We start from the raw sequence: 24,455 nt of genomic DNA, 5'->3' as shown, positions 1-24,455 counted from the left end.
GAATAATAACTATTTTGATCATAAGTTTTTAGCAAAAGTACTGGGTACAACAAAAAAAACAACGTGAGAATTAGCAAAATTATGAAGTTGTTTTTAGCATGTTGAAAGCCAGTTTGCAGATCTCTTTTTATTAATAAGAAATAATCTTTCATTGAATTTCACTTCCATAAAGTATCTTATTTGTAAACTGGTATCTTGAACAAATTGATAGTCATACCATGTCGAGAGTTAATATTTAGTTGTAATGATGCGGTTTTATTCATATCATTATAGGTGAATTTAGCCTCCCCTTTGATTGTTGTGTGAGGAGGGATGGAATTCACTCTTTTTTTTGTACGATTATCAATAAAGTCGATACTTTGTGTCATATCTTCTCCGCGCATTAAACGATAAAACTCTGGATGGAATGTAACAGCTTTATCAGTGTCATTTTTAAAAGTGAAAGGTATTATAAAATTTGTAATTTTATTCAGCATATCATCTTCCACTACTTCAGTTTTTGCTTTTCCAAATGTTTGTGTAAAGCCTAGGGCTTTTATGGGTGTGTCTAGATTAGAATTAATAACTGATAATTTGTAACCAGCATAGTTTTTATTAGTAGCGCGGTATTGATAAATACTATATGAAGTAACCAATATCAAGCAAATTAATATTAAAGCCAAATATAGTTTTTTCTTCATTAATTCACATTCCTTTCAGACTCGCCGACAATACGTCCACAATCAATATCAAAAATTTTATCTGATACTGCATGAAGTGTTTCAGAATCGTGACTAGCAATTAATATGGTCTTTCCTTCAGCCTTTAATTTAAATAAAAGATTTTCGACTACTTTTACAGTTTCACGGTCTAAAGCGTTTGTCGGTTCATCCAGCATTATAATTTGTTGATCTTCCATAATAGCTTGAGCAATTCCAAGGCGTTGCTTCATACCTAAGGAATACTTTTTATATTTTTTTTTATCATCAGGATTTAAACCGACACTTTCAATAGCTTTCTTGATGTCATTATCGGAAATTTTTGATTGAATTTTTGAAAGTAACTTTAAATTCTTAAAGCCAGTGTAATCAGGTACAAAACCAGGATACTCTATTAAAACGCCAATATTGTTAGGGAAATTTCCTTGCTTTGTCATATTAATTCCGTTTATTAAGATTTGCCCTTTAGTAGGGCGCATCAATCCCGATAATACACGCAACAGCATAGTTTTACCAGATCCATTCCGTCCTTGAAATCCGTAAATTTTCCCTTTGTCTAATTTAAAAGAAATACTATCTAGTACCGTATTTCTTTTGAATGTTTTTACAATATCTTTAGCTTCTATGATTACTTTCGACATTTTTCGTCCTCCATTATTAGTTCTTCTTAACGTTGTTCTCGTCAATTTTCCCATTAGAATAATCTTTTTTGACCATTTGTACATATATTATAGAAAATAAAAGTATTGTTCCGCCTGTAAACAGAAAGACTGTGGTCTCAAAAGATTCTGGTACTAACCATTGGTCTAAATTCAAAGATAAGTGATCATGCAAAATTGAAAATTCATAAAAGTTGCTCATCATACGATCCATAATAATTAAAGACATTACAGCGATAAAACTATATATGTAATTTGATAAAAACAAATATATAGCACTAACTGCAGCAGAAAAGAAAAAGAACACGAGAGTACTCGTAATAAAATAACGAGTAATCATCCATATCCCTGAAAAAGATGAGAGGTCTATTTGATCTCCATATCTTATATAAGGCGTTCCTGCTGTTGTGTCCCAATAATGTACAAAATTTCCGCACCAAATCCCACTAATAATGTATCCGAAAAATAATAATAGTAGTGTAAAACATAAGGAAATACCAAACAATCGAGCAATTAATGCTAAAAAAAGTTCTGAACGTGATCTATATCTAATGATACGAAATAAAGAAAAAAATGGTATAACACCAATAGACACAAATAATAGAAAAAGTGGACTGAGAGGAAAAGTAAATGTATATATTGAGAAAAATTGATCCATTGCGTCGGCAATACTAATCGTCCCTTTTAGATCTTCAAGTCGTGCATTTTTAATTAGGAAAAGAATAGTCAGTATAAATAAGCAAAGCCAACTCGATATTTTCCATTTATCAGCATATAAATCAGTTATTAAGTTTTTCCATTCCCTAATCACGAACATATTTGCGAACTCCTAGTAGAAAAATTATTAAGCTTAAAAGCATCACTCCTATTAACTGGAAGCACATTGCAGACCAACTCGCTCCATTGGGTGCTTGTTGTTGTAAAAAACTAGAGGCTTGCATTTGATCTTGTCCTAACGTTGTAAATACAGTATTAAGAATAAACTGAAGTACGAATGGAGATAAAACAACAATAAACATATTGTGAAATAGCATACTTATACTCAGTGCAAAACTAGCCCATACCCCGGAAAACAAACCAGTCAATAATATATAGAACAAAATGTGTAATAATGGGTGACTATAATAAAAATCAGGAAAAAATGTATAACCTGTTACTAATGGCATTTCATTATTGATAACACGATCAGGCGGAATATTAGGAAACTTCATGAAAGACAAATAAAGATTAACAATTAGAGGCAGCGTTCCAGTAATAAAAGCTGCGGCAAAATTCAATCCAAATAAAGCCTTGAAGTATAAACTTGCTTTTTTCCTTATAAATAAAAAAGGTGTATAGCCAGTACGTTGATCACTTGCGAATAAATCTGCTAATGGAAGAGATACTATTACAGGTAAAAGGAAAAGAAACAAGGTAGGGTAGTCTGAAATTCCACCAATCCCCATCCACTTGGTATAAGGCGTAAATGCTATTCCGCCATCTTTTTCAATTGATTCTTCTAAAAAAAGTTCATCTGTATAAAAATAAGCAACAGAACAAAATAAGCCGATTAAAATTGCGATATAATATGACTTTCTATGTAATAGTCGGTGTAAAATTAGTCCGCCCATAAAATCCTCCTCTAAACAAGTAAATAGGTACTGAAATATCAGTACCTAAGAATTTATCAATAATCTGCGCTCCAAAATCCATTAGAATGGCCGTTTCCGTCTTTTTTAGCAGCAATTGAAGCGACTACTGTTCTAGATCCTTTGTTATCTTCAAGGGCGTAATTTGTCATTAATATTGTGCCCTTTTTTCTTACTGTATAATTATGACCATGGGAAACATCATGCCCGTTTGCTTTAACCCAAGATTTATATGAAATATTTATATCATTTACTCTTTGATAGACAGCACTCTTAGTATATTTTTCGAGCTTACCAGTCTCATCGTATGGATTTCCTTTTAAAAACCCAAAATGATAACTTTTTGTCATACCTTTTGAATCAGCAAAAGCTTTGTTAATACCTACTAAAGTAAAACTAAGCCCTATAATAAGAGTGAAAATAAAAAACTTTTTTTTCATGCTCTAATAACTCCCTTTTGAATGTTTCACGTTTTATTACGAATATTTATCGTAGTCAGGACTCCATACTCCGTTAGAGTGCCCATTTCCATTTTTTTTAGCTGCAATAGAAGTGCTTACGGATTCTGCCCACCAACTTCTATAATCTTCAACTGCATAGTTTGTCATTAATACTACGCCCTTATTTCTTACTGTATAATTATGCCCGTGGGAAGCATCATGCCCGCTTGCTTTAACCCAAGATGTATATGCAATATTAACATCTTTTACATTTTGATATACATAAGTTGTTCGGTACTTTTGACGTTCAGTTGTCTCATCATAAGGATTTCCTTTTAAGAATCCAAAATGAAATTTTGTGTCTACAAAGTTTCCATCAGGTGGGTGCTTTGCTAATAGTTTGGCAGTGCCTAAAGAAGTAAAACTGACTCCCAAAATGAGCATAAATACAAGTATCTTTTTTTTCAATGAATTCACCTCTATATTTTTTTTATATTAAAAATCTTGTCTGCCACACCGTAACAGTCATGATTTTCGTTCAACCAAATAAACCGAAGAGAAACAACTGCTGATTTTCCTTTAAAAGATGGTAATTTGATTTGAAAATCTGCATCAGGTCCAGGATCTTTGTAAGTTTGTTTCCATGTGACTTCTTCCCCTTTTTCGTCTCTAATTTTCCCAAGTATGTAATTTGGTGTAGGATGCTTTAATTCCTTTACCATTTCAATCTTATTATGTTTTGGGAGAGGGACAATGTCGGTCTTTTTATCTTCAAGTAATTTTTTGATGTCAGCATTATTCGTCTCCACTTGTTTGTTGTAAAAAGGGCCATTCTTAAAATCAGATGACCAAAATATTTTTTTGAAATAAATATTTTTCGATTCAGAGTCTAACCAAAAGTCATTATTTTCGCTCTTAGGATCTTTGGAGGTATCTGTTATTACAATGATTGGTTCGGATACCGAATCTGTTACCATCTTGACTTCATTATTTTTGGCACAAGCAGAAACCATTAAGAGGGATGCTGTAAAAAATAGTGAAAAGATTAATTTCTTCATTAAAGAACACTTCTCCTCATTTACTCAAAAAATTCCAATAGACTCATATTAACTTTAATATTTTTACAAGTCAACTATTTTTTTCTACTTTTTTGAGTATTTATTCTTATATTTACCTTTTAACATAGATCGCGAGATAATATTGAAAAGTATAGGATGATAAACTTTCATTACTTTATGGAGTTATGTTTCAGGTATATATTTATAGTCGTGACTAAAAATATAATAGTTTCTTAACAGAAGATTAAATTTCTATGCTAGTTTAAATGATTAATAAAATAGCTTTTAATCATAGTCATTTTTAGAAATGCATAATATAATGAGTTTATTTATTAATGAGCTTTCCGATAATGGAGCGTATATCGTATTTCAATGTTAAAATAAATTGAGATATTGTAAAAATGAATAGAAATTGAAGCTAAACTGGAGGCACGATATGGATCGTGAAAAACAGCAGCTCAGCATAGAAGCGGCAAAATTATATTATCAATCAGATTACAGTCAGCAGCAAATTGCTGAGCAGCTCAACATTTCAAGGCCAACCGTTTCCCGGCTGCTGCAATATGCAAAGGAAAAAGGGTATGTCCAGATTCGCGTCATGGACCCTTTTGAGGATTTGGATGCGCTCGGTTCCATACTTGAAGAGAAATACGGGCTCCTTGAGGCGCATGTTGTGTTTTCCCCGACACCCGATTATGCAGGAATTACACATGACCTAAGCCGCTATGGTGCAGAATATATGCATGAAACGGTAAAAGACGGCGACATTGTCGGCGTCAGCTGGGGAACCACCATGTATCAAATCGCGCAAAACATGCAGCCGAAGCAGGTAAAAGGCGTCGAGGTCGTCCAGCTGAAAGGCGGCATCAGCCATTCCCGGGTGAACACGTATTCGGCTGAAACGATTCAGCTGTTTGCAGAGGCTTTTCAAACGATGCCGCGCTATCTCCCGCTTCCCGTCGTGTTTGATAATGCGGATGTGAAGCGAATGGTGGAGAAAGACCGTCATATTGAGCGGATCATCGAGATGGGAAAGCAGGCGAATATCGCTCTCTTCACGGTGGGGACTGTCCGTGACGAAGCGCTGTTGTTCCGGCTCGGATATTTTAATGAAGAAGAGAAAGCCCTGCTGAAAAAACAGGCCGTGGGGGATATTTGTTCACGCTTTTTTGATGCGAAAGGGAATATTTGCAGCAGCGCCATCAATGACCGGACCATCGGCGTTGAGCTTGAAGACCTCAGACTGAAGGAACGCTCCATTTTAGTTGCCGGCGGAAGCAGAAAAGTATCTTCCATTCACGGAGCATTAACCGGAAAATATGCCAACGTTTTAATCATTGACCAGCATACCGCAAGGGCGCTTGTTAATGATTTGTGACACGTTCAAACCTTTCGTTGAACAAAATTTCAATTACCAATTTACATATGTTCAAAAGTCGGTTATGCTAAAAAATATCTTAACAAAAAAGGAAGTGTGCGAAGGATGTCATTAGCCAACATAATTGATCATACAGCTTTGAAACCGCATACACAAAAAGCGGAAATTCTAAAACTAATTGAAGAAGCTAAAACATACAAATTTGCTTCAGTATGTGTCAATCCGACATGGGTGGAGCTTGCTGCAAAAGAGCTTAAGGGAACTGGAGTCGACGTTTGTACGGTCATCGGCTTCCCGCTCGGTGCCAATACAACTGAAACAAAAGCGTTCGAGACAAAAGACGCCATTTCAAAAGGCGCCACTGAAGTGGATATGGTCATTAATATTGCCGCTTTAAAAGACAAGGAAGACGATGTGGTGGAAGCTGATATCCGTGGTGTAGTGGAAGCTGCAGCCGGAAAAGCGCTTGTCAAAGTCATTATCGAAACGTGCCTTCTGACTGATGAAGAAAAAGAACGTGCATGCCGTTTAGCGGTGTCTGCGGGAGCGGATTTCGTAAAAACATCAACAGGCTTTTCTACAGGCGGCGCAACGAAGGAAGATATCGCCTTAATGCGCAAAACAGTAGGACCTGATATCGGCGTGAAAGCATCTGGCGGCGTCAGAACGAAAGAAGATGTAGACACAATGGTAGAGGCCGGAGCAAGCCGAATTGGCGCCAGCGCAGGCGTTTCTATCGTAAAAGGAGAAAATGCATCAGGCGGAGACAACTATTAAGAGCTGACGGAAGGCAGACTGCTTTCCGTTTTCTGAGGAAACAGTGATTGTAAGCGAATACAAATAAAGGAGAAACACATATGAAGTATTTGATTGGGATTATCGGTTTAATCGTGTTTTTAGGCCTCGCGTGGATCGCGAGCAGCGGCAAAAAAAGAATTAAGATCCGCCCAATTGTTGTTATGCTCATTTTGCAATTTATTCTTGGCTACATTCTCCTCAATACCGGGATAGGGAATTTCCTCGTGGGAGGATTTGCAAAAGGATTCGGTTATCTGCTTGAATACGCGGCTGAGGGAATTAACTTTGTGTTTGGCGGCTTGGTGAATGCGGACCAAACGACATTCTTTATGAATGTTCTCTTGCCGATCGTGTTTATTTCCGCTCTGATCGGGATTCTGCAAAAGTGGAAAGTCCTCCCGTTTATTATTAGATATATCGGCCTTGCCCTCAGCAAGGTAAACGGTATGGGAAGATTGGAATCGTATAACGCAGTGGCTTCTGCGATTTTAGGGCAGTCAGAAGTATTTATCTCCTTGAAGAAAGAACTCGGTCTTTTAAATCAGCAGCGCTTGTACACGCTTTGCGCATCTGCGATGTCAACTGTGTCAATGTCGATTGTCGGCGCGTATATGACAATGCTGAAACCGGAATATGTTGTAACAGCCCTGGTCTTGAACTTATTTGGCGGTTTCATAATTGCTTCTATTATTAATCCGTACGAGGTTGAAAAAGAAGAGGATATGCTACGTGTTGAGGAAGAGGAAAAACAATCCTTCTTCGAAGTGCTCGGAGAATATATCCTTGACGGTTTCAAAGTAGCGGTTGTCGTCGCTGCGATGCTGATTGGATTTGTCGCGATTATCGCCTTGATCAATGGCATTTTTAATGCAGTATTCGGTATTTCGTTCCAAGGCATTCTTGGATATGTGTTTGCTCCATTCGCTTTTCTTGTGGGTATCCCATGGAATGAAGCTGTTAATGCGGGAAGCATTATGGCAACAAAAATGGTATCGAATGAATTTGTCGCCATGACGTCGCTTACGCAAAACGGTTTCCATTTCAGCGGCCGTACAACAGCGATCGTATCGGTATTCCTTGTGTCATTTGCGAACTTCTCCTCAATCGGAATCATTGCCGGTGCCGTAAAAGGACTGAATGAGAAGCAAGGAAATGTCGTCGCTCGTTTCGGCTTGAAATTACTATACGGTGCTACGCTTGTCAGCTTTTTATCAGCAGCAATTGTGGGCTTGATTTACTGAACTTAATCGAAAAGGATCGGTGACCAAACATGAGAATGGTAGATATCATCATCAAAAAACAAAACGGAAAAGAACTCACCACTGAAGAAATTCAATTTTTCGTGAACGGCTATACAGACGGAAGCATTCCTGATTATCAGGCAAGCGCGCTTGCTATGGCGATTTTCTTCCAGGATATGAGTGACCGTGAACGCGCGGACTTGACGATGGCTATGGTGAACTCCGGTGAAACGATTGATCTTTCTGCCATTGAAGGAATTAAAGTGGATAAACACTCCACCGGCGGCGTCGGCGACACGACAACACTCGTTCTCGCTCCGCTTGTTGCGGCTCTTGATGTGCCGGTTGCTAAGATGTCCGGCCGCGGCCTCGGCCATACGGGTGGCACGATTGATAAGTTAGAGGCAATCGACGGCTTCCACGTGGAACTGACGAAGGATGAATTTATTAAACTTGTGAACCGCGACAAGGTTGCGGTCATCGGCCAAAGCGGCAATTTAACGCCGGCTGATAAAAAACTGTACGCGCTTCGTGATGTAACGGGAACGGTCAATTCCATTCCGCTTATTGCAAGTTCGATTATGAGCAAAAAAATCGCTGCCGGGGCGGACGCCATCGTGCTTGACGTAAAAACGGGAGCGGGCGCCTTCATGAAAACAGAAGAAGACGCAGCTGAACTTGCCAAAGCGATGGTACGCATCGGAAATAACGTCGGCCGTCAAACAATGGCTGTCATTTCAGACATGTCCCAGCCGCTCGGCTTTGCGATCGGAAATGCGCTTGAGGTCAAAGAAGCGATCGACACACTCAAAGGCGAGGGACCTGAGGATCTTCATGAGCTTGTCTTAACGCTCGGCAGCCAGATGGTTGTGCTTGCGAAAAAAGCCGATACATTGGACGAAGCGAGAGCGAAGCTGGAAGAAGTCATGAAAAACGGCAAAGCACTTGAGAAATTCAAGGATTTCCTGAAAAACCAAGGCGGCGACAGCTCAATTGTTGACGATCCGTCTAAGCTTCCGCAAGCCGCATATCAAATTGATGTGCCTGCCAAAGAAGCGGGTGTCGTCTCTGAAATCGTTGCGGACGAAATCGGCGTCGCGGCGATGCTGTTAGGTGCCGGTCGCGCCACAAAAGAAGATGAGATCGATTTAGCCGTCGGCATCATGCTCCGCAAAAAGGTCGGCGACAAAGTAGAAAAAGGCGAACCGCTCGTGACGCTTTACGCCAACCGCGAAAACGTTGATGAAGTCATCGCAAAAGTCTATGACAACATCCGCATCGCCGCGGAAGCGAAGGCGCCGAAGCTGATTCATACGTTGATTACTGAATAAAAATAAAGCACATCCCATCCTGAGTGGGGTGTGCTTTTTTGATTACAGGATGTGATCAGCCTGATATTCCTCTTGGCTGATTTTTTTCGCTTTTGTAACATTTCTTTTGAAATGGTAGATCAGATAGCAAAGGATGATACAAGGAACTCCGCAGAAAAGTGCGATTCTTTGATTAGGATCAAAAGCAAGACCGATACAAGAAGCAGAACATAATAAGAGAGCGGCTATAGGCATAAGAGGATAAAGCGGCGTGCGAAATGTCAGATCTTTTACATTCCCCCCTTTTTTCAGAAATCTCTTTCGAAACAAGAGCTGGGACAAGGCAATGCTCATCCAGACCACGACCCCTGCAAATCCAGCAATTGCGACCATCACCACATAGACAGTTCCAGGGGCCACGATACTGGAAACGAGAGATAAACAAGATACAGCCATACTGATCATTAAGGCATTTAAAGGAATGCCTTTAGTGGTCACTTTCTTAAAACGGGAGCTGATCATGTTTTCATTTGCTAACGACCACATCATACGTGTCGAAGCATATAAGCCTGAGTTGGCGACAGACAGCAAGGCTGTTAATATCACGAAATTCATAATATCAGCAGCGTAAGGGATTCCGATCTCCGCAAATACGGCGACAAACGGGCTTTCAATCACGCCTGCGTCCTTCCACGAAATCAGCCCGGATAATATGAAGACCGCGCCAATGAAAAAAATCACGGTTCTCCATGCGACATTACGGATGGATCGCGGTATATCCTTTTGAGGATTTGCTGATTCTCCTGCTGTAACGCCGATTAACTCTGTACCAGAAAAGGCAAAACTCACAGATATCATCGCGATAAAAACGGCGAGAAAGCCATTCGGAAACAGCCCGCCATGGTCCGTGAAGTTTGACAACATAGGAGCATCCGCCGTTCCGTTTAAAGAGATCAGGCCAAACATGGCGGCTCCTCCTAAAATGATAAATAAAATAATGGTGACAATCTTTACGCTGGAAAACCAAAATTCAGTTTCCGCAAATAACTTAACTGAAAATGCGTTGCATATAAAAAGAAGGGCTGCAAAAATCGCACTCCACATCCATACACTGCTGTCAGGGAACCAGCGCTGCATGAGAATACCGGATGCGGTAAACTCAGAGCCTACCGTCACCACCCAATTGATCCAGTACATGATGCCGACCATAAAACCGGTAGATGGACCGATAAATGTTGTAGCATATTTTTGAAAAGAGCCGGTCACCGGCATGGCAACCGACAATTCGCCGAGACATTGCATGACGAGGTACATCATCAACCCGCCGATTACATAAGCGAGTATCGTACCGCCGGGTCCGGCTTGATGTAGCGTATAGCCCGTACTGAGGAAAAGTCCTGTGCCTATGACGCCTCCCAATGAGATCATAAATAGGTGCCTGCTTTTCATTGTGCGTTTTAGCTGTTGGCTGCTGTTCTCCTGAAGATTCACTGTCTCGCCCTCCTTTTAGCTGCCATTCATTAGGCAGATGAGTTTCTTACCCAAAATACAACCTGCCAGAAGATCACTTGAATGGGGAGAGTTTCATTCCTTTTAATGCGTGTAACAGAACATGAGCTGCAGCTCTGCTTGTCATATCTCGAAAATCGAGGGTAGGATCGACTTCAACAATTTCAATCCCGGCAATATTGGGCTGTTGTGCGATGTACTTGACTGCTTCAAGCAATTCGTCTGTATAGAGGCCGCCCGGGCCAATCGCTGGACAGCCGGGTGCATGGGACTGGTCTAAGACATCCATGTCAACAGATATAAAAATGAAATCTGTTCTATTTTGAACGGCTGGCAAAACCTCTTTTATCGTGGAGATGAGTCCTTTTTCCCGGATCATGTCCATCGTGTGAATGTTCACGCTATGTTTTTTTGCATATGCTTCATAGGCCTGGCTGTTGCTGAATTCTCTGATACCCAGCTGGATCAAATGTTGACCTTTAATAATCTCTTCATCCAAAAGGCGGCGGAAGGGGGTGCCGTTTGTCGGCCCCCCGTCCTCCGTATTGCGAACATCGTGATGGGCATCAAATTGAATCACTGCTGTCGTTCCTTTTGTTTGTGCTATCGCTTTTATGGTGGAGTAGCTGATAGAGTTATCTCCCCCGAGTATGAGCGGCACCCAATCCGGATGATCCGAAAGCAGAGCGTGCATGGTTTGGAAAATGTGATGATGTGACTTTACGATATCAGTGACATGAATATCGATATCCCCCAGATCATATAGAAGCTCTGATACGACGTGCTCTCCAAGCTCAGCAGAATAGGCTGATGAATGTTTCAGAGCCTGGCGTATTGTTCCGGGTGCAAAGGAAGCGCCTGAATGACTGATGGAGGATTTTGATAGGGGGACACCTATCAACGCCGGTCCCTTAATGTCCTGACCGTCCCATGTTGCGATCAGGTCGCTCATTTTTGTGACATCCCGGTCTTTAAACGAAGATCCGGCCTCTCTGAGAAAAGGGTACTTATCCAAGAATGGCTCCCTCCCTGTTGACAACAATTGTTCCGTTTTTCATGACTTGATGTACATGATTGACCCCGTAGTGATACGGAATATACATATAGTTCGAGGCTTGCCAAATGACTAGATCAGCTGAGCGGCCGACTTTGAGCTGACCGGCTTCTTCTCCTTTTCCTATGGCATATGCGGCATTGACTGTGACCGCGTGCCAAATTTCTTCTGCAGTCATTTTCAGATGAAGCGCGGCAATGGACATAATCAGCTGGATATTTTCAGTCGGCGAGCTGCCAGGATTAAAATCCGTTGCCAAGCTGACACATACACCTTCATCAATCATAGCTCTTGCCCTGGCGTATGTGCTTTTGCCAAGATAAAATGTCGTACCCGGCAAGAGGACGGCGATCGTTCCTGCCTCAGCCAATTTCTTTATGCCTTCGTCCGATGCACCTACCAAATGGTCGGCTGAGACGGCCTTTAGCTCACCTGCTAATTCAGCGCCTCCAAGCGGATCGATTTCATCTGCGTGTATTTTTAATCCGAAGCCTGCCTCAGCTGCTTTTTGTAAATAACGGCGGGATTGGCTGACTGTAAAAACGCCTGTTTCTGTAAAAATATCAGCAAAGCTGGCGAGCTCCTGCTCTTTGATTTCCGGCAAAAGGGAAAGCATTTGATCCAGAAATTCATCTGGATCGTTTTGATATTCGGGAGGAATCGCATGGGCTCCCATAAATGTGGAAACAAGGTCAACAGGCTGGCTTTCATGCAGTTTTTTTGCGACACGCAACTGTTTGAGCTCTGTCTCTTTTTCCAAGCCGTAGCCGCTTTTCACTTCTGCTGTGGTTGTGCCGTAGGACAGCATTCTTTGCAGATGAAAATGGGCTTTTTGCAGCAGCTCTTCTTCTGAAGCCGCCCTGGTATCCTTGACTGTAGACAGAATCCCGCCGCCCTGCGCCAGAATATCCAAATATGAAATGCCCTGAAGCTTAAGGTTCATCTCCTTTTCACGAGATCCGCCAAATACAAGATGGGTGTGCGGATCAACGAGGCCGGGCGTTACAAGGCGTCCCGAACAGTCAATGATTTCGTCTGCCTCGTAACCGGCTTCAGCCCCTTTTTGTCCGGCGAACACAATTTTCTGTTCATGAATGCCGACAACAGCGTCTTCGATCACATGAAGATCCTGCATGCTTTTGCCTGCCCGCGGACCGCTGCTTTCCATCGTCAAAAGCTGACCGATGTTGATGAGAATCGTATCAATTTGCTTTGGCATGTCATCACTCCTTTATTTTTGCATCGGCACGATAATGTCCTGTTCCTTCGCTACTTCAACGGCACGTTCATAACCCGCATCCGCATGACGGATAATGCCCATTCCTGGGTCGCTCGTTAAGACCCGCGCGAGCCGCTCGTCAGCCAGCTCACTTCCATCGGCCACTGCAACCATGCCGGCATGCAGGGAATAGCCCATTCCGACGCCGCCGCCATGGTGGAAGGAAACCCAGCTTGCACCCGCCGCCGTGTTGACAAGCGCATTTAGCACAGCCCAGTCACCAACAGCGTCACTTCCGTCTTTCATCGCTTCTGTCTCCCGGTTTGGAGAGGCGACAGACCCGCAGTCCAAATGATCTCTCCCAATAACGACAGGCGCTTTTAGCTCCCCGGTTCTAACCAGCTCGTTAATGGCGAGGCCCATCTTTTTTCGTTCTCCATATCCAAGCCAGCAAATACGGGACGGCAAGCCTTGGAAGGTGACTTTTTCCTGTGCCATATCAATCCAGCGGTGAAGGGCTTTATTTGTCGGGAACAGCTCTTTTAATAACGCATCCGTACGGTAAATATCTGCCGGATCTCCGGAAAGCGCCGCCCAACGGAACGGCCCTTTTCCTTCACAGAATAAGGGGCGGATGTAGGCAGGGACAAACCCCGGAAAATCGAAGGCATTCTCCAGCCCTTCATCCTTTGCGACTTGCCGGATATTGTTGCCGTAGTCAAATACAATAGAGCCCTTTTGCTGAAAGGCCAGCATGGCTTCGACATGTTTTTTCATGCTTTGCTTCGCAAGGCGCACGTAAAGCTCTGGATTGTCTTGACGCAAACGGTCAGCTTCATCAAGTGAATAGCCCTCGGGAACATAACCGATTAAAGGGTCATGGGCAGATGTCTGATCTGTCACAATATCAATTTTGACGCCTCGGTTCAAAAGTGTGTGATGCACCTCAGCTGCGTTTCCGAGAAGTGCAATGGACAAAGGTTTTCCTGCCAGCTTTGCCTCTTCAGCCCAAGCTAAGGCTTCCTCAATCGATGCTGTTTTTCGATCGCAGTATTTTGTTTCGATCCGCTTGTCGATGCGTTTCTCGTCAACCTCGACAGCAATGACGACGCCTTCATTCATCGTGACAGACAGCGGCTGTGCGCCTCCCATTCCGCCGAGACCCGCTGTCAGCGTCAACGTTCCTTTTAAGCTGCCCCCGAAGTGCTGTCGCGCCAGCTCAGCGAAGGTTTCATAGGTTCCTTGCAATATGCCTTGTGAGCCAATGTAAATCCAGCTGCCAGCCGTCATCTGTCCGTACATCATTAACCCTTTTTTCTCAAGTTCGTGGAAATGCTCCCAGTCTGCCCACTTCGGAACAAGAACAGAATTAGCCAGGAGCACGCGCGGGGCCTGCGGGTGTGTACGGAACATGCCAACGGGCTTCCCGGATTGCACGAGCAATGTTTCATCATTTTTTAATGTTTTCAAGGAATGCTCAATGGCGTGAAAAGCGTCCCAATCCCGTGCGGCTTTGCCGATCCCGCCATATACGATGAGGTCCTCCGGCTTCTCGGCGACTTCTGGATCAAGGTTGTTTCGAAGCATCCGAAGCACTGCCTCTTGCTCCCATCCTAAGCATTCAAGCTCTGTTCCTCTGTTGGCACGGATTGATTTTTTTACATCAGTCATATGTTCATCCCCCTTAGTTCTTTATTCTGATGATCAGGTATTAAAGATTCCTTCTTCAGCCAGTCAGTCAAGCGTTCAATGTCATAGGAAAAAATACGGTCCTGCTGAATGGACGGCACGACTTTTCTCATTTCCTGAAAAAGCTGTTTCGTATAGGACGCTGCATGTTCTATGCCTCTGTATTCAACAGCCTGCAATGCGCAAATCGCTTCGATCGCAATGACTCTCCTTGTATTTGCGATCACCTGATAAGCATGCCGAGCGGCGATGGTTCCCATGCTGACATGGTCCTCTTGGTTGGCGGATGACGGAATGGAATCCACACTTGCAGGATGGGCCAGTGTTTTATTTTCAGAAACGAGTGATGCCGCGGCGTACTGCATGATCATTGCACCGGATTGCAGACCGGGATGAGGGCTCAGGAACGGCGGCAGGTCATTCAGCTGCGGATTCACAAGTCGTTCGATCCTGCGCTCTGCGATATTCGCAAGCTCTGATATTGCGATTTTCAGAAAATCCATGGCAAAGGCGATTGGCTGTCCGTGAAAGTTTCCGCCGGAAATCACTTTGTCACCGTCATTGAAAATGAGTGGATTGTCTGTAGCTGCGTTCATTTCAATCTCTAATTTTTCTTTGACATAGCCTAGTGTCTGCCAAGTCGCACCGTGTACTTGCGGAATACAGCGCAATGAATAGGCATCCTGAACCCGCAGTTCTCCCTGGGAGGTTGTCAGTCCGCTGTCAGATAGATAAAAGCGAATTCGTTCTGCGACATCGATCTGCTCCTGATAGCCGCGGGCTGAGTGAATATCCTCGTCAAATGCATCGATAATTCCCCGCAAGCCTTCAATCGTTAAGCTGGCAATGCGTTCTGTTTGATAGGCTAGTTTCTCAGCTTCAATGTAGGCGACCACTCCCATTGCAGTCATGGCCTGAGTCCCGTTAATCAAGGCAAGCCCTTCCTTGGATGTCAGCGTTACCGGTTGAATACCGGCTTTTTTCAAGCCTGTCATTGCCGGCATTCTTTCCCCCTCAAAAAAGACCTCTCCTTGCCCGATCAGCGCAAGCGCCAGGTGGGAAAGCGGCGCCAGATCTCCACTTGCGCCAAGTGATCCCTGCTGGGGGATGACAGGATGGACGCGGTTATTTAAAAAAGCAAGCAACTGTTCGATCAGCTCAGCACGTACACCGGAAAAGCCTTTTAACAGCGCATTGGCGCGCAAAAGCAGCATTGCCCTGGAAACACACTCAGGAAAAGGGTCGCCGACTCCGCAGGCATGAGAAAGGATTAAATTCAGCTGCAGCGCCGCCGAGTCTTCTTTCTGAATCAGGACATCGCTGAATTTGCCAAATCCGGTGTTGATGCCGTAGATTGTCTTTTCGTCGCGTACAATCCGTTCCACTGCCGCTCTGCTTTTTTTCACGCGCTCCATACTTTCCTCAGAAGCCGCTGCCTCCTCAAAATCAAACAGCACACGAGCGACGTCGGCTGTTGTCAATGAAGAACCGTCTAAAGTCACCATAAGCCCAACTCCTTTTTCTTTACTTTGGTAAAGCGCCCATACAAAAAGGAGCTATGCTGTGAACATCTGTTTTCACGCATAGCCCCCTATCGTCTAAGATCTATGGGCTGTTTCATATGTGATTAATTCCAACACCGAATGTCTCGTGCTCAAGACCTTTAATCGGCGCCCCGATTGTTCCGTAAAGCGAGACAGCAATCCAATCGCCTTCTGCTTCACTTTCATAAGGATTTCCCCTCAAAACGGCAAACCTCAAGCCCACCGTCCGAAGCAGCGATCCCAGCAGCATTTCACCTCTGGTCACGCCATGCAAAGCCTCCATCGTCGCATGATAAAGCGCATGTGACTCCCGATAACCCTCAGATTGAATGACACCGCTCTTTTTGGAAGCGGTTTCAATTGCGGCTACTACTTTATGCGCGTCCATTGATCCTACCTTGCCAAGACAGACCCTCCATCCGTCTCGCTCCAGCTCCTCAACCTGCGTACTCTCTTCCGCCTCATTCAGCAGCAGGAGAACAGACAGCCGGCCGATCCGACGCTCTTTATGCAGTGTCATATGAATCACTCAATTCCTAAAAATTCTGATAACTATTAACTGAGTATTATATTAATTGGTTCAGCAGCAGAAGTCAAAAGGTTTTTTACAGTCTTTAACAAGTTAGATTGCTATTGTAATAGCGTGACGCAGAAAGCAGAACAGGTTTTTTCAGCGATTGCACACGATATCCAGACAAGGAGGCAAGCGCCGCTGTCTAACTCTCAATATGCGTTTACAAAGTCGCATTTTTCGTAAGGCGTTTTATAAAGAGCCAGCCGAATGACTCCGGTGTTGACGGGCAATCAGGCATCATCTTAAAAACCGCCGACAACGAAATGGCTGTATCACAGTCGATGCAAAACCTGACAAAGCAGTTATTACATGTACGCGAATGAAAAACAGAGTGATGAAAGAAGGAGAAACAGCAAAAGAGTTGAACTATGAAGGAGAGGATATGCAAGCAGCAGTTCTGCGCAAAACAGCCAGACAATGTAAGAGAACAGTGAGAAATCACCTATCTGTTTGAATATGAAAACATTCGGCTGTTTTAATAGGCCGGGGTTTCTTCATAGGGAAATGTAAGCGCTTAAAAATTTAATAAAAAAAGTGAGGCGAATTGGTTAAATGTTCAACCGATTGTTTCGTGTATGTTTTCTTGCAGCTCTTATCATGGCCTTCACCCTCCCAAACTCCGCCAATGCACAAAAACCTGTATTTAAAGAAGTCAGCGTCCATGACCCTTCCATCATTGAAACAAATGGCACTTTTTATGTTTTTGGATCTCATCTCGCTTCAGCAAAAACAAATGACCTCATGCAATGGCAGCAGCTGACCACCAGCGTAAGCAATGACAACCCACTGATTCCGAATGTCTATGAAGAATTAAAAGAAACCTTCGAATGGGCGCAATCCGATACTCTTTGGGCGGCTGACGTCACGCAGCTGGCGGACGGCAAATACTACATGTACTACAACGCCTGCCGCGGCGACTCGCCAAGATCCGCCATGGGTGTTGCCGTTGCTGACAACATCGAAGGCCCATACAAAAATAAAGGCATCTTTTTGAAATCAGGAATGGAAGGCACAAGCAACGATGGAACACCGTATGACGCAACCAAACACCCGAATGTCGTCGACCCGCATACCTTCTTTGATAAAGACGGCAAACTGTGGATGGTGTACGGATCATACTCAGGCGGCATTTTCATTCTTGAAATGAATCCAAAAACGGGCTTCCCGCTTCCTGGGCAGGGATACGGAAAAAAGCTGCTCGGCGGCAACCACAGCAGAATCGAAGGCCCGTATGTTCTCTATAATCCAGACACCCAATACTACTACTTATACCTATCATATGGCGGTCTAGATGCAACAGGCGGCTATAACATCCGTGTGGCCCGCTCCAAGAAACCAGACGGTCCTTACTATGATGCAGAAGGCAATCGAATGCTCGACGTCCGCGGCAAAGAAGGCACATTCTTCGACGACCGTTCCATCGAACCATACGGCGTCAAACTCATGGGCAGCTACACTTTTGAAACAGAAAATGAAAAAGGCACCGGGTACGTCTCACCAGGCCACAACTCCGCATACTATGATGAAAAAACCGGGCGTTCCTATTTAATCTTCCACACCCGCTTCCCGGGCAGGGGTGAAGAACACGAAGTCAGAGTCCACCAATTGTTCATGAACAAAGACGGCTGGCCGGTAGCAACGCCCTATCGTTATGCGGGCGAAACACTGAAAGAAGTAAAACAAAAAGATATCACAGGAACATACAAACTCATCCAGCACGGAAAAGACATCTCAGCCGACATCAAAAAAACCATCAACATCCAGCTCAACAAAAACCACACCATTTCCGGGGAAATGACCGGAACATGGAAGAAAACCGGAAAAAATACAGCCGACATCACGTTAGCGGGCAAGAAGTATAACGGGGTATTTTTACGCCAGTGGGATTCGGAGAGAGAGAAGAACGTCATGACGTTTAGTGTGTTGAATGGCAGCGGTGAGGCTGTATGGGGATCTAAATAAGATGGAGAAGCGCCTTCTAGAGAAGGCGCTTTTTTATGAGCTTTATTGACTATAAGAAATGGTTGAGCGAGAGAAAAAACAGAAGTGATAGCGGGGTTAAAGACCTAAACGAAAAGTCCCCATTATGATGATTCTCCCTCTTACAAAGATATGAAATTGAATTTTTAGCTATTTAGAACCGGGATAAAGTTCCTCAAGACAATCCTTTTTACCTATTTATCCAATATGACCCATCATGTAATATGAAAATAGTCTGTATTGTAAAGAATTGACACAGTTTGATAGAAACACGAGGTGTTGCGGCATGCATAGTGAAATGTTGTTACATTCGGTAAAAGCCGACTTACATGAAAAGCAGGAACAGATCCATCAATTAAAACGAGTGCTGCATGAAATCAGGCAAATCAAACACGAATTTTCAGAGGCCCAGCATCTCATTCACCGGCCTCATCTTAACCGGGAGGCATGGAGAGGAACACATGCTCAGCGGTTTGAAGATATTCGTGAAGGAATGAACAAAGCATATCAGCAAATCAAAAGCGATCAAGTCAGCGGAATCATCGAAAGCATCGAAGGGAAAATCCAATCATTAGAGGGTGATGTCTATTCCATAAGACGCCAAATTAAGAGGATAGAGCATGAAATAGAGAAGGAAAAACATAAAAAGTGAGGTGAGCACAAATGGCACAGGAAATTAAAATGGTGTATGGCACAGTGAAGCAAGGGCTTTCTCAGCTCAAGAATTCAGCTGAACTCAAGTCCTCCTTGCCCGGCCATCTCTCAGGCAGAAACCATTTGAATGTGGTAAAGTCCATCGAGCAATTAAATAAGGACATCAAAGAGCTCACTGAAGCATATGCGTCTGTTCTGGCCAAGCATATCGCACAAACGGAAAGCGCGGTAAACGCCATGAAGGAAACGGACGAAAACATATCATCTTCCATGAAATAAAGCGCGGGAGGACAAGGGATTGAAAACATTAGATGTCCACGCTCTTCACGAGGGCATTCAGCATACGATTGAGAAACTGGACAAGCAAAAACAACAGCTGGAGAAGCTGGAAAAAAGCGTTGAGCACCTGGCAGGCATGAAGGATGCGCTGAAAGGAAAAGGCGGAGATGCCATCCGGACCTTTTACGAGGAGTGCCACAAGCCTTTTCTCCTTTTCTTTGGCATGTTTATCGACGAATACAAAAAAGTGCTGAAACAAACACAGCATGCGATTTCCTCTGTAGAATCTGACTCCCACGGCATGATTGCAGAGGCTTTTCTCTCACACGATGCGAGACATGGGGTCAAGCATGCACGAGAAGTGACAGAGCAGCTCACTGATGCAGTCAATCGCCAGACATCGACCATAGATCACATCGTCAGCCTGCCGACAGTCAATGATTCCTTTTTTCGGATGGAAACAGAACAGGCTGAGCGGCTGATTACAGACACCCTGCATAAGCTCTTTCAATTTGACGGCCAGCAAACCCAAGTACTAGAAACCGCAAAATCAGATTTTCAAACGATGAAAAAATACATGGATCAGCTCGAAACGATGTACACAGGGCCGAAAATTGAAATCACAGGCTACAAAACCGGCTCTATTTTGAAATCACAGGAAGAAGAAAACATCAACCAAACCTTCGGCGCGATTAACCCGCAAATGAAGCAGGCGGATGATTCACCGATGGAGATGATGCTGAAGAAATTAGCCGAGAATGAAAAGTCTAAAGTGGATTCAGTTGTCAAAACGGGTCATTCTAAAAAGGTAAGTAAAAATATCATCGTTATCAATGGTAAAGTGTATAATACGAGTGAACATAGAGAACATATAAAAACTGATTTCTCAAATGCAGAGGTTAAGCAAGTCGTTTATAATGATACACTTTACAATGTATACATATCTGGTAATGACATGAAGCTTGAACCTGTCGTCTCGCTTTCGGACATTAAAGTGGATGAGAATGGATATGTGAAAATTTTAGAGACAGCTGTAGAACTTACCGGCGTGTATGATCTTTTTAAGGCAGCCACGGGCAGAGATCCGGTATCAGGCGAAAAAGTCACAGGGAAAGACCGTGTTGTTGCCTCCATAAACTCAGTACCATTTGCCAAAATAGCTAAGTTAGAAAAGTTAATAGATATTAATAAACTTATTAATGATGGGAAAAAGGCTAAGAAGGCTTCGGAAGTTAAAAACGTTGCTAAGGATAAAGGGAAAATTGCGAATGATGTAAGTGGATCTGCTAATAAAATTAATTCTGATTTAATAAAAAAGTATGCTAGAGATATAGAACAACGCACAGGTAGAGAATTACCTAAAAATCAAATAGATAAATTAAAGGAAGCATTAAGAAATAAAGAATATAAAAAAATGTCACCAATAGAGACTGCAAAACACAGGACTAAATTTGATAAAGTAAAAAATAAAGTTATAAAAGAATGGGAAGAAAACACTGGACAAAAATGGCCTGTTTATAAGGAAAATGTTGTATCTGAAAAAACAGGTAAAATTATTAGAAAAAAAGGGGATAAGTATGATGCTCACCATATAATTGAGAATACTTTTGGCGGAGAACATGAATGGTGGAATATGCATCCAGCAAAATTTCCTAACGAGCATCAAGCTGGGATTCATGGTACAGGCTCACCAGCAAATGAATTATTTAAAGGAGGCAAAAAAAAATGAGTTATAATTTTATAAAAGCAAACAAAGAAAATGATTTTTATCCAGTGAATCAAAGTGAGATTGAAGAGGTTGAAAAAAATTTAAACTTAAAATTACCTAGTGAATTAGTGAATTTTTATTTAGAAGTTGGCTATGGGTTTATTAAAGGATCAGAGTTTAATACTAATCGCATTTTGGATCCATATTCTGTAAGAGACTTTCGATTGAGGATAAATGACTTTGAATTTTATCCTGACATAGAAATATATGATGAGTTTGAGAATGATAAATTAATATTTTTTGAAGGTAGTGAATCGGCATTAATGTCAATTGAATTAAATGATAATAATAAAAATCCGATTTACTATTATGATATTCAAATTGCAACTTCTCTTACCGAGTTCTTAAGAAAAATAGAAGAGAATGATCAGTATTATCTTGATTTATTAGATGATGAATGATTTTAACATTATCCTGTTACCTCTCCCTTAAAGGAGCAAGATGACATGTTATTGATCAATAAACAGAAGGACCCTGTTTTTCAATTTTTAGCTGGGACTTTCCATCAGGATATTGAAACTCCTGATGACGCTATACAAGAGTTATTAACAGAGGAAAGTAAGGAATATTTGGAGGATGCTATTGTCTTTTTAACGGATTTTATTGAAAGTGAGCATTCAGAAAATGAGAAAAACGATTACATTCAATCTTGCGCAGATGGCGTGTATCTTCCTGCGTTTAATTTAGAACCAATAGATTGGCTAAAGAATGTAATAGTACAGATAAAGAAGTCTTTAAAAAAATTTAAACGGTAACGATTCATAACCTTGATTGGAAAAAATGCCTTTCAAGGTTTTTAATTACAATAATTTTTTATTGAAGTTAATACTAAGTTCAAACCTTTATGATTACTTTTGTTCTAGAAACGATAGTCAACACTCAAAAATGAAAGCGTTGACATCCCGCGAATCTAGTGCTAAAGTATACCTACAAACAAATAAAACGACCCGCCAGGATTGTTACTGCGAAAGCAGGCAAAACCTAAATGGTGCAGGTGCAGGAGGAGACTCTCGCAATCTGTGTCATTTAGGTTTTTTTTATTCTCTTTTAGGAGGTGATGCAGCATTTGATACAAAAAAAGCTGGTGAAAGGCGGCCACCTTTCATCCAGCAGTCCCCCATAAAAAGGAGGTATACACATGGATTATGATAAATTATCGAAGGACATATTACAACTCGTAGGCGGTGAAGACAACGTTCAGCGCGTGATTCACTGCATGACGAGGCTGCGTTTTAATCTTCATGACAATTCGAAGGCGGATCGCAGTCAGCTGGAGCAGCTGCCTGGAGTGATGGGCACCAATATCAGCGGCGAGCAGTTTCAAATCATTATCGGAAACGATGTGCCGAAGGTGTATCAGGCGATTGTGCGGCACAGCAATCTCAGTGATGAGAGGAGCGCTGGTTCATCCTCTAAGAAAAAGAATGTGCTGAGTGCGGTCTTTGATGTGATTTCTGGTGTGTTTACCCCGATTCTGCCTGCGATTGCGGGGGCGGGGATGATCAAAGGGCTTGTTGCGCTGGCAGTTACGTTTGGCTGGATGGCGGAGAAGAGCCAGGTTCATGTCATTTTGACGGCTGTCGGTGACGGCGCGTTCTACTTCCTGCCGCTCCTGCTAGCGATGAGTGCGGCGAGAAAATTCGGAAGCAATCCGTACGTAGCGGCAGCCATTGCGGCGGCGATTCTGCATCCGGATTTGACAGCCCTGCTCGATGCGGGGAAACCGATTTCCTTTATCGGGCTTCCTGTAACCGCTGCCACTTATTCGTCAACGGTCATCCCGATTTTGCTGGCGATTTGGATTGCTTCGTACGTAGAAAAATGGATTGACCGTTTTACACACTCGTCTCTGAAATTGATTGTGGTTCCGACATTCACGCTATTGATTGTCGTGCCGCTGACATTGATTACAGTCGGTCCGCTTGGCGCTATTTTAGGAGAATACTTGTCTTCTGGGGTCAATTATTTGTTTGATCATGCAGGGCTTGTGGCGATGATTTTGCTGGCTGGTACATTCTCTTTAATCATTATGACGGGCATGCACTATGCCTTTGTGCCGATCATGATCAACAACATCGCTCAAAACGGCCACGATTATTTACTGCCGGCTATGTTTTTGGCGAATATGGGGCAGGCGGGAGCATCATTTGCCGTCTTCCTTCGCTCCAGAAACAAAAAATTTAAATCACTCGCGCTTACCACAAGCATCACGGCGCTGATGGGGATCACAGAACCTGCGATGTATGGCGTGAATATGCGATTGAAAAAGCCGTTTGCGGCCGCTTTGATTGGCGGTGCAGCCGGTGGCGCGTTTTACGGCATGACGGGTGTTGCTTCCTATATCGTCGGAGGTAATGCAGGTCTCCCGAGCATCCCTGTCTTTATCGGCCCAACGTTTATTTACGCGATGATCGGCCTTGTGATTGCGTTTGCGGCGGGAACAGCAGCTGCGTATTTGCTTGGATTCGAGGATGTGCCTTCTGACGGCAGCCAGCAGCCGGCAGTGCATGAAGGCAGCAGAGAGATCATTCACAGCCCGATTAAGGGAGAAGTGAAAGCATTAAGTGAAGTCAAAGACGGAGTGTTTTCTGCCGGGATCATGGGAAAAGGATTTGCCATTGAGCCTGAAGAAGGAGAAGTGGTTTCGCCTGTTCATGGAAGCGTTACCACCATTTTTAAAACAAAACACGCAATTGGCATTACGAGTGATCAGGGAGCTGAAATACTCATACACATTGGATTGGACACGGTGAAGCTGGAGGGACAATGGTTCACGGCTCACGTCAAAGAAGGCGACAAGGTCGCACCGGGAGATCCGCTCGTGTCCTTTGATCTGGAGCAAATCAAAGCCGCGGGATATGACGTCATTACCCCGGTGATCGTGACCAACACAGACCAATATTCATTTTCGCCGGTAAAAGAGATCGGTAAAGTGCAGACAAAAGAAGCGCTGCTTGCTTTATCTTGAAAAAACT

Annotated in this window: 24 protein-coding genes and 1 pseudogene; 12 read left to right on the top strand and 13 right to left on the bottom strand. The window is 43.0% G+C overall.

The genetic code is table 11. From position 1 onward, the window contains the following. Positions 1 to 176 precede the first annotated feature (176 nt). Genes ACZ07B_RS16740 through ACZ07B_RS16710 form a run of 7 tightly spaced genes read right to left on the bottom strand, consistent with a single transcriptional unit; the run spans position 177 to position 4,483 of the window. Positions 177 to 680: a hypothetical protein gene (locus ACZ07B_RS16740; protein WP_229044426.1), complete on the bottom strand. Its 504-nt coding sequence runs from the start codon at positions 678 to 680 to the stop codon at positions 177 to 179. Next, positions 680 to 1,339: an ATP-binding cassette domain-containing protein gene (locus ACZ07B_RS16735; RefSeq protein WP_148963273.1), complete on the bottom strand. Its 660-nt coding sequence runs from the start codon at positions 1,337 to 1,339 to the stop codon at positions 680 to 682. The genes ACZ07B_RS16740 and ACZ07B_RS16735 overlap by 1 nt, the downstream gene beginning before the upstream one ends. Positions 1,340 to 1,355: 16 nt before the next feature. After that, positions 1,356 to 2,174, bottom strand: a complete 819-nt coding sequence (locus ACZ07B_RS16730; RefSeq protein WP_464877456.1) for a hypothetical protein — start codon at positions 2,172 to 2,174, stop codon at positions 1,356 to 1,358. Next, on the bottom strand, positions 2,161 to 2,967 hold the full coding sequence (locus ACZ07B_RS16725) for a hypothetical protein (RefSeq protein ID WP_464877455.1): 807 nt from the start codon (positions 2,965 to 2,967) through the stop codon (positions 2,161 to 2,163). Before ACZ07B_RS16725 ends, ACZ07B_RS16730 begins: the two co-directional genes overlap by 14 nt. Before the next feature lie 56 nt (positions 2,968 to 3,023). Continuing rightward, a complete protein-coding gene (locus ACZ07B_RS16720; protein WP_229044421.1) occupies positions 3,024 to 3,425 on the bottom strand; it encodes a hypothetical protein in 402 nt (133 codons plus the stop codon). 36 nt (positions 3,426 to 3,461) lie between these two features. Beyond that, on the bottom strand, positions 3,462 to 3,893 hold the full coding sequence (locus ACZ07B_RS16715) for a hypothetical protein (protein WP_229044417.1): 432 nt from the start codon (positions 3,891 to 3,893) through the stop codon (positions 3,462 to 3,464). Positions 3,894 to 3,904: 11 nt separating this feature from the next. Then, positions 3,905 to 4,483: a hypothetical protein gene (locus tag ACZ07B_RS16710; RefSeq protein ID WP_464877454.1), complete on the bottom strand. Its 579-nt coding sequence runs from the start codon at positions 4,481 to 4,483 to the stop codon at positions 3,905 to 3,907. Between the two features lie 436 nt (positions 4,484 to 4,919). Between ACZ07B_RS16710 and deoR the strand changes: the two genes are divergently transcribed. From deoR to ACZ07B_RS16690, 4 genes are all read left to right on the top strand, one after another. Next, entirely contained in the window at positions 4,920 to 5,861 is a 942-nt protein-coding gene (gene deoR, locus ACZ07B_RS16705; RefSeq protein WP_464877453.1) for a DNA-binding transcriptional repressor DeoR, read from the top strand. A 105-nt stretch (positions 5,862 to 5,966) separates the two neighbouring features. Then, entirely contained in the window at positions 5,967 to 6,638 is a 672-nt protein-coding gene (gene deoC / locus ACZ07B_RS16700; protein ID WP_015385091.1) for a deoxyribose-phosphate aldolase, read from the top strand. Positions 6,639 to 6,718: 80 nt separating this feature from the next. Continuing rightward, on the top strand, positions 6,719 to 7,900 hold the full coding sequence (gene nupC / locus ACZ07B_RS16695) for a nucleoside permease NupC (protein ID WP_464877452.1): 1,182 nt from the start codon (positions 6,719 to 6,721) through the stop codon (positions 7,898 to 7,900). Between the two features lie 29 nt (positions 7,901 to 7,929). After that, positions 7,930 to 9,231 carry a pyrimidine-nucleoside phosphorylase gene (locus ACZ07B_RS16690; protein WP_003227132.1) on the top strand — a complete coding sequence of 434 codons (1,302 nt, stop codon included), beginning with the start codon at positions 7,930 to 7,932 and terminating at the stop codon, positions 9,229 to 9,231. Positions 9,232 to 9,273: 42 nt separating this feature from the next. Here ACZ07B_RS16690 and ACZ07B_RS16685 read toward each other — a convergent pair whose 3' ends face one another. The 6 genes from ACZ07B_RS16685 to hutP all read right to left on the bottom strand — a co-directional run bounded on the left by ACZ07B_RS16685 (position 9,274) and on the right by hutP (position 16,745). Continuing rightward, positions 9,274 to 10,701 (bottom strand): amino acid permease, encoded by a 1,428-nt coding sequence (locus ACZ07B_RS16685; protein WP_464877451.1) that lies wholly within the window; start codon positions 10,699 to 10,701, stop codon positions 9,274 to 9,276. 73 nt (positions 10,702 to 10,774) lie between these two features. Further along, positions 10,775 to 11,734, bottom strand: coding sequence for a formimidoylglutamase (gene hutG / locus ACZ07B_RS16680; RefSeq protein ID WP_024571658.1), 960 nt, complete (start codon positions 11,732 to 11,734; stop codon positions 10,775 to 10,777). Next, entirely contained in the window at positions 11,727 to 12,992 is a 1,266-nt protein-coding gene (gene hutI, locus ACZ07B_RS16675) for an imidazolonepropionase (protein ID WP_049140875.1), read from the bottom strand. The genes hutG and hutI overlap by 8 nt, the downstream gene beginning before the upstream one ends. A gap of 12 nt (positions 12,993 to 13,004) precedes the next feature. Then, positions 13,005 to 14,663 (bottom strand): urocanate hydratase, encoded by a 1,659-nt coding sequence (gene hutU, locus ACZ07B_RS16670; RefSeq protein ID WP_014478453.1) that lies wholly within the window; start codon positions 14,661 to 14,663, stop codon positions 13,005 to 13,007. Continuing rightward, a complete protein-coding gene (gene hutH / locus ACZ07B_RS16665) occupies positions 14,660 to 16,186 on the bottom strand; it encodes a histidine ammonia-lyase (RefSeq protein ID WP_134154856.1) in 1,527 nt (508 codons plus the stop codon). The genes hutU and hutH overlap by 4 nt, the downstream gene beginning before the upstream one ends. A gap of 112 nt (positions 16,187 to 16,298) precedes the next feature. Further along, on the bottom strand, positions 16,299 to 16,745 hold the full coding sequence (gene hutP, locus ACZ07B_RS16660) for a hut operon transcriptional regulator HutP (RefSeq protein WP_032725058.1): 447 nt from the start codon (positions 16,743 to 16,745) through the stop codon (positions 16,299 to 16,301). A 317-nt stretch (positions 16,746 to 17,062) separates the two neighbouring features. Between hutP and ACZ07B_RS16655 the strand changes: the two are divergent. The 8 genes and pseudogenes from ACZ07B_RS16655 to bglP all read left to right on the top strand — a co-directional run bounded on the left by ACZ07B_RS16655 (position 17,063) and on the right by bglP (position 24,448). After that, a pseudogene (locus ACZ07B_RS16655) lies at positions 17,063 to 17,222 on the top strand (hypothetical protein). Positions 17,223 to 17,351: 129 nt separating this feature from the next. Further along, complete coding sequence (gene abnB, locus ACZ07B_RS16650) at positions 17,352 to 18,761, top strand: arabinan endo-1,5-alpha-L-arabinosidase AbnB (protein ID WP_217002724.1); 1,410 nt, start codon at positions 17,352 to 17,354, stop codon at positions 18,759 to 18,761. A 304-nt stretch (positions 18,762 to 19,065) separates the two neighbouring features. Further along, complete coding sequence (locus ACZ07B_RS16645; RefSeq protein WP_464877450.1) at positions 19,066 to 19,431, top strand: YwqH-like family protein; 366 nt, start codon at positions 19,066 to 19,068, stop codon at positions 19,429 to 19,431. A gap of 11 nt (positions 19,432 to 19,442) precedes the next feature. Next, the gene (locus ACZ07B_RS16640) at positions 19,443 to 19,712 is read left to right on the top strand and encodes a YwqI/YxiC family protein (RefSeq protein ID WP_003218942.1); all 270 of its coding nucleotides are present in this window, start codon (positions 19,443 to 19,445) and stop codon (positions 19,710 to 19,712) included. A 19-nt stretch (positions 19,713 to 19,731) separates the two neighbouring features. Beyond that, positions 19,732 to 21,441 carry an LXG family T7SS effector ribonuclease toxin YxiD gene (yxiD, locus tag ACZ07B_RS16635; RefSeq protein ID WP_464877449.1) on the top strand — a complete coding sequence of 570 codons (1,710 nt, stop codon included), beginning with the start codon at positions 19,732 to 19,734 and terminating at the stop codon, positions 21,439 to 21,441. Next, positions 21,438 to 21,881, top strand: coding sequence for a type II toxin-antitoxin system antitoxin YxxD (gene yxxD, locus ACZ07B_RS16630; protein WP_015714989.1), 444 nt, complete (start codon positions 21,438 to 21,440; stop codon positions 21,879 to 21,881). The genes yxiD and yxxD overlap by 4 nt, the downstream gene beginning before the upstream one ends. Positions 21,882 to 21,926: 45 nt before the next feature. Further along, entirely contained in the window at positions 21,927 to 22,235 is a 309-nt protein-coding gene (locus ACZ07B_RS16625) for a contact-dependent growth inhibition system immunity protein (RefSeq protein ID WP_464877448.1), read from the top strand. Between the two features lie 383 nt (positions 22,236 to 22,618). Continuing rightward, complete coding sequence (gene bglP, locus ACZ07B_RS16620) at positions 22,619 to 24,448, top strand: PTS beta-glucoside transporter subunit IIABC (protein WP_464877447.1); 1,830 nt, start codon at positions 22,619 to 22,621, stop codon at positions 24,446 to 24,448. Positions 24,449 to 24,455 lie beyond the last annotated feature (7 nt).

The organism is Bacillus sp. 9.4 (genome assembly GCF_055486415.1).
The sequence above is the reverse complement of the archived record's forward strand: the minus strand, read 5'-3'. Positions and strand labels throughout refer to the sequence as shown.